Raw genomic sequence first — 8,585 nt, forward strand, 5'->3', positions numbered from 1 at the left:
CACTGCCACGTGTCGAGCCTGAGCCCGAGGGGCCGCGTCCGGCAGTCCGCAAGTTTACTGCCGCCGAGGCACAGACGGGAACGATCCTCTTGGTCGAGGACGAAGAGCATCTCAGGGACCTGATGAAAGACGTTCTGACCAAGGCAGGTCATACCGTCATTTCCAGGGCCGACGCCAAAGAGGCGCTGACCTGGGCCCAGGACACTGACATGCCGCCCGATCTTTTGCTGACGGATTTCGAATTGCGCGGCGGGACAAACGGATTGGCGCTGGCGCAAGAGCTGCCCAATATCTTGGGCAGCCCAGTGCCAACACTTATCCTGACCGGAGATATCACCACTTCGACCTTGCAGGCCATCGCCCGGTCAGACCATCAGCAAATCATGAAGCCGCTGATGCCCGAGGCCCTGATTTCACAGATTTCGGACCTGATGCTGAAGGCCCGCAGCAAGACGCACCACACCAACGGGCTCTCGCGCATCACTCTGAATGTCATCGAGGATGATCCGATCATCCGCGAAACCACCCAGCGCCTGTTCGAAGCCGAAGGGTCGAAGGTCATCACATATGTCTCGGCAGAGGACTTCCTGTCATCCCCTCGGCCTGAGGGCACGTCATGCCTTCTTGTTGATGCCGTTCTTCCCGGCATGGATGGGGTCGCGCTGGTCGCGCTTTTGCGGTCGGAGGCGTCACAGGTGCCCGCCATCATTCTGACCGGTCACGGCGATGCCGATATGGCGGTGGAGGCGATGAAAGCAGGCGCATCGGACCTGATCGAGAAACCGGCGAGCGCGGCTGATTTGCTGGCAAGTTTCCGCTCCGCCATCGCGCAGATGGAAGACCGGAACCTGAAGGCAAACGCACGCAAGGCGGCAAAAGCCAAGTTCGCAAACCTCACGCCGCGCGAGCAAGANCGCCATCGCGCAGATGGAAGACCGGAACCTGAAGGCAAACGCACGCAAGGCGGCAAAAGCCAAGTTCGCAAACCTCACGCCGCGCGAGCAAGACGTTCTTGCCGGCGTTCTGGAGGGCAAACCGAACAAGATCATGGCGGCGGACCTGGGTATCAACCAGCGCACTGTGGAGAACCATCGCGCGTCAGTGATGCGCAAGACGGGGGCCGGATCCTTGCCGGCGCTGGTGCGTCTGGCGCTGGCGGCCGATACACCGACTGCGTAACGCCGGGCGAATGATCCGGATCTGTGCCCGGAGGTTCGTTTCGCTTGTCCTGCGGATGGGGTCTTCGGGTTCAGGGGGGCGTCCCTAAGCTTGGTTCCAACCTTGCGCTTCGGACGCTCTGCGAGGCCTCAAGTCTGAATTGCTTGGAGAAGGGACAAAGCCCGATCTTCTGGATATCTATCGTGCGAGCGGAGCATGAACTGGTGGCTCATTCTCGCTCTCCTATAGACCGCAGTGACAACGGTGCGGTTACACACTAAGCTTAAAAACAGACCACCCGTACGGCGCAGGCCGCTCTTGTATTGGCGCAGCTTCTCTCCGTTAAGCGCGACCACCTCCGCATCCGGTCAAGGATGGGCAGGACGTGAGCGAGTAAGAGTTCGTCGACCTAATGCGCCGCGTGCTGCTGCTCGACTCCCTGAAAGAGAAGGCGGCGAACCGTGGCGGGTGTCCAAGCCTGCCATCTCTGGTCCTCCCCAAACGGGATAATACTATCCCAATTGGTGGAACCCCTTTCCCATGATGAGTAGATTCCGAGCCTATGTGACGTTTGCGTCAAAACTTAATGTTGATTCGTGTCCAAGACTAACCATGAGCCAAATCGTTTACATTGTTGGGGCAATTGTCATCGGCTTTGGCTGATTGCGCGCCCTGATGACCTGAAGCCTTCAGACGAATGCAATGAACCGCTCCAAGATGACGTCTCAATCGGGCGGAGTAAAAATCATCAAAGACCCCAGATCGAGGCCCGATGGCATGATGCCATCGGACGGTGCCGGATTGGCAACACCCACCGGGTCAATCCCCACGCCCCTTTTTAAACAACCCGCGGATCGCCTTGTGTCCCTTGATCACCATCGCTCTGCTGCGGTGGCTGATCTTCTGTTCCGGCCTTTGCGCTCCGCTGCAACCCGAAAGGAAACTCACCATGCTGCCCAAGACACAAGCAAATGTTTTCATTCAGACAGTCGAAGAGATGCGGGACCATGAGGTCCAGCGCAAGAAGACGCAGCTGCGCCTCAGGGTCAACGCGTATCTCAAATCGCTCGTTCCAGCGCCTCAGGCCGATGCCGAAAGGGGGAAACGTCGAACGACGAGAACCCTGGATCATGGCAACTGACTGGCAAGAGACATTGCCACACAAGCTCACAGCGCATCAGACCGAAATTCAGGAGCAAATTCATGAAAGCCGAAACCTTGGACGACCTGTGCCTGCACACCTTGAAAGACGTGCTCTACGCCGAGCGCAAGATCCACGAGGCGCAGCCACAGATGCAAAGCATGATCAGCAATCCGGAGCCGAACCACGCGCGGCTGCAGCAGAGCAATGGAACGAGTGAACAATTCGCTCGGCTCGAAGAGTTCTTCGCAAGCCTTGGCAAGCTCGCCAAGGCCAAGAAATACGGCCCCATGGTCGGGCTGATCGAAGAAGCCGAAGCTCTGATGATCGAAATCGGCGCACCCGGCAGCAAGGACGCCGCGCTGACCTCGCTTGCGCAAGCGGTCGAGCACTATGAGATCGCCCTGCGCCACGCCGATGGAGCGGGCAATGCCTCATCATCCGGAAACGGCAGCGCGCATGAAAGCGGCGCTTGACCAAGGCCGAGGCACAACACGCGCCATCAAGGTCGGCCGGGGCCACCGTGCCTGACGGAAAACCAGACTGCGGCTTCCGCCGCTTCGTGGTGTGCGGACAGCAACGTAGCGGCAAGCGCGATCCTGCGCCTCTGCCCCACGGTTACCCCTGTTCGGCGCTGCAGTTGCGGATCACGATGCAGAGGACATCCTGACCCTTTGTGCAATATGTGCCCGCGTGGCTTGGCCCATTGGGGCGCCCACGGGCAGACGAGAATGGATTGAACCTTCCGACTACTACCGACGCGGTGGTGATGAGGTCGCCCTGCTTTCGCACGGCTTTTGCGAGAACTGTTTCGCACGGATTCAGGAAGAAGATTGAAAGATGGAAAGGTCCCCAGCAATTGACGCAATAGCCTTCCCGTCTGGCGACAACTTTTTTGAATGAACGCGCTCACCCGAACATTCTGAAAGCCGGGTTTGTCGGCCATCAGAGAGAAAAGGGGGAACATTATTTGCCGATGCGTAATCGCTGGCCATGTTCGAGAGTAAGCTGTGTCGCATCCTCAGCGCTTAGGGGGAGGGATAAGAAGAAACCCTGAACTATATCGGCACCGGCAGCACGCACAAAATCGAGTTGATCTTGCGTCTCGATCCCCTCTTGAACAACGCTCATACCCGCTGAGTGAATCAGTTCATTCAAAAGGTAAAAGAATTTTTCTGACTTACCGTTGGCATTCAAGTCGTTCAAGAATTCACGGTCGAATTTCACCTCATCGGCCGGCAATCGGCGAAGGTTGGAGAGCGAAGAAAAGCCCGTGCCGAAATCGTCGATTGCGACCCGCACACCCAATGCGCGGATTTCAGTGAGAGCGGCGACAACGATTGCGTCACTTGCGAAGCTTTCGGTGACCTCGACACAAAGCGCCTGAGGTGGAAAAGTCGGCACGCTTTGCAGTATCTCACGCAACCTGTCGATCAACTCAGGATGAGCAAGTTGCAGAGGTGATACGTTAACGAAAATCGTGAGATCGAGATCGGGGCGAACTGTGCGGAAGCTCTGCGCCTGCCGGATTGCTGTCGCCAGCACCCAGTCGCCGATCGGATGGATATGGCCCAGTTTTTCGGCTGTCGAGATAAAGAGATCCGGAGATAGCGTGCCTTTCTGCGGATGTTCCCACCTCAACAGCGCCTCAAACCCCTTCAAAATGTCTCTGTCTGGCTTCAGGGCGAAGATCGGCTGATATACCAACATGAATTGATCATTTTCCAGCGCCTCACGAAGGTCGTGGTCAAGAGCAATTTGCTTCGCTGCGATATCATGCAAGCCAGACGCGAACGACTGGCTACGATTGCCGCCATCCTGCTTGGCGGCATACATGGCGATGTCGGCCGCCTGAACGAGGTCGAGATCGCCGAGCATGGAGGTGTCGGCGATGCCGATGCTGGCAGACACATGGCACCAGCGACCTGAGATCTCGAAAGGCTCGTCGATGAGCTTCCGCAGTCGTTCGGCAAGCCCGCTGATCGCAACCGGATCCACACCCTGGCAGAGCACGACAAATTCGTCTCCACCGAGCCTGATCACCAGATCGTCCGGGCGCACAGCGCTTACAAGCCGTTGTGAAATTGCGATCAACAAACCGTCGCCGATGTCATGCCCCATGGAATCGTTGATGGTCTTGAAGCCGTCCAGATCGAGAAACAGGAGTGATGCACCGGCGCCGGATGTCGCCTGCAAAGCGGTCAATCTCTCCTCCAGCAGACTGCGGTTGGCAAGCCCGGTCAGCGGATCGTAGTATCTGAGCTTTGCCAGTTCAGCGCTCGTGCGCTGCGCCATTTCAGATGCGACTTCGCGCCGAAGCGCCAGTGCCAGGCTGACATCAGCGCTCGTCCAGGGACTGGATCGACCGGAAACGGTTTCCTTCCAGGTGGCGAAAGAAGCACGAGGGTGCATTCGGTCCAGGGCTGGATCCCAGGTCGCGTGGTCGGTCGGATCTCCTCCCCACCTCACCGTGCGCACTTGTTCAGGTCTGAACCAGGTAATCAGATCGTCGCCTCCCGAGACCAGTGGTAGGGTCAGCAATCCACTGCCGTCGGCCACGCAAGACGCCAGCTCCGGATAGCGCACTCCGAGATCGTCAACGCCAAGAGGGTCCGCGTCTGTCGTCGGTAAGGGCAAGGAAAGCGCCCTTTCAATGACGCTGGGCGGCGGAAGAACGCCAAGACGCAAGACGTTTCCCGACAGCCGCACCAGAGCACCGGTCGCATCGACAAGCTTAAGAAGCTCGGCACTCGCATCTGCGAACGCCTCTGTCAGTGTATCCGGTACCGCAAGCTTTTCCACGAGAACAGACAGAGTGTCTTGCTTACTGAGTTCCTGTCGCGAGGTTTCTGCCTGGCCGAGGCTATTCAGCATCAGAGAGACCACCTGCCCGATCGTGCCCGCCGCGGATCTTTGTTCAGGATCAGGTTTCTTTGGTGTTGAGTGGTGGCAAACCAGCATTCCCCAGAGGCGTTCACCATCCGCGAGGCCAATGGTGAGACTTGCGGCGGTTCGCATGTTGCGCATGTATTCGAGATGGATCGGTGATACGCTGCGCAGATTGCTGTGGGTTAAATCCAACGGCTCTCCGTCGTCAAGTTCGGGATGCCCGAACAACGGAACCGGTTCGTAAGACGAATTCGCGATCGAACCAACACGCTGGCGCAGGTAAAGCGCGCGCGCGATTTGTGGAATATCCGAGGCAGGATAGCGAAGTCCCAGATAGGATTCGATCCCCGGATTGCACGCTTCGGCGATGACCTCCCCATGTCCGTCCTTGCCGAAACGATAGGCCATCACGCGGTCGTAGCCCGTCACCTCCTTCAGTCCGCCCACGGCGAGTTTGCAGAGGTCTGCCTCAGTCAGCGCCGTTGAAAAGCTCTTGATGATTGATTGCACGAGGCCGACCTGCGTTCTCTGTCCAATCGTGGAGATCGCTTCGATATCGAGGCACAGATATCGGCCTGATCGGAAGGCGTGAAGCTGCAGGGGCCTTCCCTTCGGATCGCAGAGATGGACAGATGATTGCAGGAGTTGGGAGCCAGGCCGCTGTGCCGCGATGGAGATTCCCTCGAAGTCTCCAACCACCTTTTCAATCGGTTCCCCCAAAACGGACGCCGGCGTCGACCCGAGAAATTCTACCAGGTTGGCGCTCGCATGTGCGATCAGCCCGCTGTCATACACCGCGGTAAGCAAAGCCCCGTGCGGTTGGATCGCGCCGGGGGTGGCAATTGGCTCCCATTCGCAACTTGCCAGATCCACCGAGCTGTTCGCGGGCATTGCAGCGTTCATTTCTGGGCTCCCACAGGGTCAAGAAAATTCGGTGGAAAAGTCTTCACAAATTTCAAGCTGTTTCCGCAGCATACGGGCTGCACCATCTTCTTCTTTTGCGCAACAAACGGTTCAAACCAGTCCAGCAAAGCGCGAAAGGTCTCCTCTGCTCCCGTCAAAACATCTTCGCGGGCCTCCGGGTGCTGATCGCCAAAGCGATCGAGGGCCTTCTTGAACACCCGCCAATCCGACGACGGTGCAGGCTCGACGCCACCGAAAAAGTCAGTCGCTCCGGCGATCTCGGCTCCGATCCGCTGCTGCAGATTTCGCAAGATCACCTTTCCCCCGAGCGCGGATCCTTCCAGAACATAGCGCGCACCCAAGGCGTGGGCGAAGGTCGGCATCGTCGGAATGCGGGCATTGGGGGCATGGCTCAATGCGCGCAGGTCGAAGCCCAATGCACCGAGGTCGCGGATCAGCCGTCGGGAATGAGTGGATTTTGTCGAGAACGGTTCGAGTATATCCCATTTGGAGAAGGCCCCGAAGGCGCGTTCAAGAGGATCGTAGAACGCCAGAAAATGCGCAAGCCAATCGGCATACTCGCTCCTGCTGGTGATACTGTCCGGCAACCCGAGCAAGGCTTCCGCTTGATCGTGAAGCAACGACGTCCGCGCCCGAAGATCGCCTGACAGGGCGGATGACGGGATCGTTGAAGCGGTTTCTTCTGAATGTATCAAGATTGGATACCTTTCGCGCGAAGCGCGGCTGAAAACCGGATTTGCCTTTTGGCGGCGTCTCCCAGCTTCCCATGTTTGCCAAATTTGCGAAGAAAGGAGGCGTCAACGATATCCGGTTTCCAGAAAGCCGTTGCCCGTCTTGCGGTCCCGTTGGAGGCACACCCCTCGAAGGGGATAGTTGAACAGGTAGTTGGAATTACGCTTGGGTGATACCTGACCACATGGGCAGGCCGGTTGACCGGCCCTCATTGATCCGTCGCGGATACCGCCAATCGCATTTCCGGCCGACCGCGTGGATGCTGGTCGCCGGAGCGCTGGCCCTGGCCGCCATCGGCCACGTCATATGGTATTGGCTCGACCTGCGGGGGCTGGAGCCGTTTCCGTCATCCGCAGACATATTCTATCTGGCCGTCTATCCGCTTTTGATGGGCGCGCTGGATCCTGGGGCGTGATAGCGCCCGTACGACGGCGACCTTGACGACGCGCTCAACTGAGCAGTCTGCCAGGTGGGCGCTATGCCGCCCTGCTATGCCGCCTTGCAGCGCTCAGACCGCCGATTTCGGGCATATTATTTCAGTGGACCCATATAAATAGGGGTTAGGAATTCCCCGCCCTACCCCAAAAACGATCTCGAAAACCGTTGAGGGTGCAAGCCTTCCCAGGGTTCGAATCCCTGTCTCTCCGCCACTAAGCCCCTGATATTATTGTATTTTAAGATACGCCGCGGCGAGAGTCCTGTCCGCTTGGCCATGGACAAAGTCGGCATACTATGCCGTCCCTCTGCCTCGCTGCATGCGCCGGCTATGCCGTGTCGCCACCAAGTTGGGCCCTGCGAGCACTCGATTGGCCGCGTCCAAAAACGACGAAGCCCCGCCGTTTCGGGCGAGGCTTTCATCGACCTTGGCCGGTCTGCGTCAGAGACCGACATTGCCATCGGCGTTGGCGATCACCTGCTGCTCTTGACTGAGATAGCGGAAGTAGTATCGCTCAGTCGTCTTCACTGAACCGTGTCCGATGTATCGCTGCACACGATAGACCGACCAGCCTTCCTTCAGCCGCTCGATGGCGAACTTGTGGCGGATGTCGTGGAGGCGGGCACCGAAACCCGTCTCCTGAGCATAGTCCCAGAAGAGGTTGGCAGCAGAGCGATAGTAGCCGTCTTCGGTCTTGTTCCAGAAGATGTAGGGCGAGTGATTGGCGCGGGGGATCTGCAAGAGGATTTCGATGGCTTGCTGACGGAGTGCGATGGTCCGGACCTTGCGCCCCTTCGTGTGTCGCAAGGTCAGCGTAACATGGCCCTCGACCGGACGCTCCATGCCTTTCAGATCCGCCCATTTGATCTTCGACATCTCGGTGACACGACCTCCGGTCTCGTCGAGAAAGCCTGGAAAGAACGACAGCGTGCCCGATGCGCGCTGACCCAGCTTTTGGATTGCCTCATCGGTCGGAAGGACGATGTCCGGCAGGCTCTCCTTCATCCCTTGCCTCTCGAATTGCAGAACAGGGTTCAATTCGATCCAACCCATATTCTTGATATGCCGCATCAGATGGTTGAATGCCGTGAGGTCGCGATTGATCGTCGCGATCGAGGCACCCGCATCCTTTCGCATGGCAACAAATTCCGAGACCATTTTCAGATCGATTTCCCAGGCTCCGGTCAACTCGATATCTGAGAACGGCGGTGCGAAAGTCGGCCACGGTAGCGGCGGGATGAGCCTGCTGCGGGCGGCGTAAAAGTCGTCCACCTTTACCCTTTCTGGTGACAGGGAGGGCGGGAG

General features: G+C 58.2%; 7 protein-coding genes and 1 pseudogene. 5 read left to right on the forward strand and 3 right to left on the reverse strand.

What is annotated here, in order from left to right:
* Window positions 1–122 precede the first annotated feature (122 nt).
* From V8352_RS22060 to V8352_RS20780, 4 genes and pseudogenes are all read left to right on the forward strand, one after another.
* Window positions 123–752: pseudogene (locus V8352_RS22060) on the forward strand (response regulator); the annotation flags it as partial.
* A gap of 175 nt (window positions 753–927) precedes the next feature.
* Entirely contained in the window at window positions 928–1,179 is a 252-nt protein-coding gene (locus V8352_RS22065) for a response regulator transcription factor (RefSeq protein ID WP_442971079.1), read from the forward strand.
* Window positions 1,180–2,026: 847 nt separating this feature from the next.
* Window positions 2,027–2,299, forward strand: a complete 273-nt coding sequence (locus V8352_RS20775; protein ID WP_336426178.1) for a hypothetical protein — start codon at window positions 2,027–2,029, stop codon at window positions 2,297–2,299.
* A 62-nt stretch (window positions 2,300–2,361) separates the two neighbouring features.
* On the forward strand, window positions 2,362–2,775 hold the full coding sequence (locus tag V8352_RS20780; protein WP_336426179.1) for a DUF892 family protein: 414 nt from the start codon (window positions 2,362–2,364) through the stop codon (window positions 2,773–2,775).
* A gap of 490 nt (window positions 2,776–3,265) precedes the next feature.
* On the opposite strand, the gene V8352_RS20785 is transcribed toward V8352_RS20780, so the two are convergent.
* Together V8352_RS20785 and V8352_RS20790 are read right to left on the reverse strand one after the other, a co-directional pair.
* Window positions 3,266–6,091 (reverse strand): bifunctional diguanylate cyclase/phosphodiesterase, encoded by a 2,826-nt coding sequence (locus V8352_RS20785; protein WP_336426180.1) that lies wholly within the window; start codon window positions 6,089–6,091, stop codon window positions 3,266–3,268.
* Window positions 6,088–6,807 (reverse strand): biliverdin-producing heme oxygenase, encoded by a 720-nt coding sequence (locus tag V8352_RS20790; protein WP_336426181.1) that lies wholly within the window; start codon window positions 6,805–6,807, stop codon window positions 6,088–6,090. The genes V8352_RS20785 and V8352_RS20790 overlap by 4 nt, the downstream gene beginning before the upstream one ends.
* Before the next feature lie 248 nt (window positions 6,808–7,055).
* Between V8352_RS20790 and V8352_RS20795 the strand changes: the two genes are divergently transcribed.
* On the forward strand, window positions 7,056–7,259 hold the full coding sequence (locus V8352_RS20795) for a hypothetical protein (protein ID WP_336426182.1): 204 nt from the start codon (window positions 7,056–7,058) through the stop codon (window positions 7,257–7,259).
* A gap of 462 nt (window positions 7,260–7,721) precedes the next feature.
* On the opposite strand, the gene V8352_RS20800 is transcribed toward V8352_RS20795, so the two are convergent.
* Window positions 7,722–8,585, reverse strand: an 864-nt coding sequence (locus V8352_RS20800; protein WP_336426183.1) for a tyrosine-type recombinase/integrase, incomplete at its 5' end; no start/stop codon positions are given.

Source organism: Roseovarius sp. D0-M9, from assembly GCF_037083805.1.
Classification (GTDB): Bacteria; Pseudomonadota; Alphaproteobacteria; order Rhodobacterales; family Rhodobacteraceae; genus Roseovarius.

What these genes read in the sequence shown, in the direction of transcription:
- V8352_RS22065 (WP_442971079.1), top strand. Translation starts at nt 928, where the DNA reads ATGGAAGACCGGAACCTGAAGGCAAACGCACGCAAGGCGGCAAAAGCC.
- V8352_RS20785 (WP_336426180.1), bottom strand. Translation starts at nt 6,091, where the DNA reads ATGAACGCTGCAATGCCCGCGAACAGCTCGGTGGATCTGGCAAGTTGC.
- V8352_RS20780 (WP_336426179.1), top strand. Translation starts at nt 2,362, where the DNA reads ATGAAAGCCGAAACCTTGGACGACCTGTGCCTGCACACCTTGAAAGAC.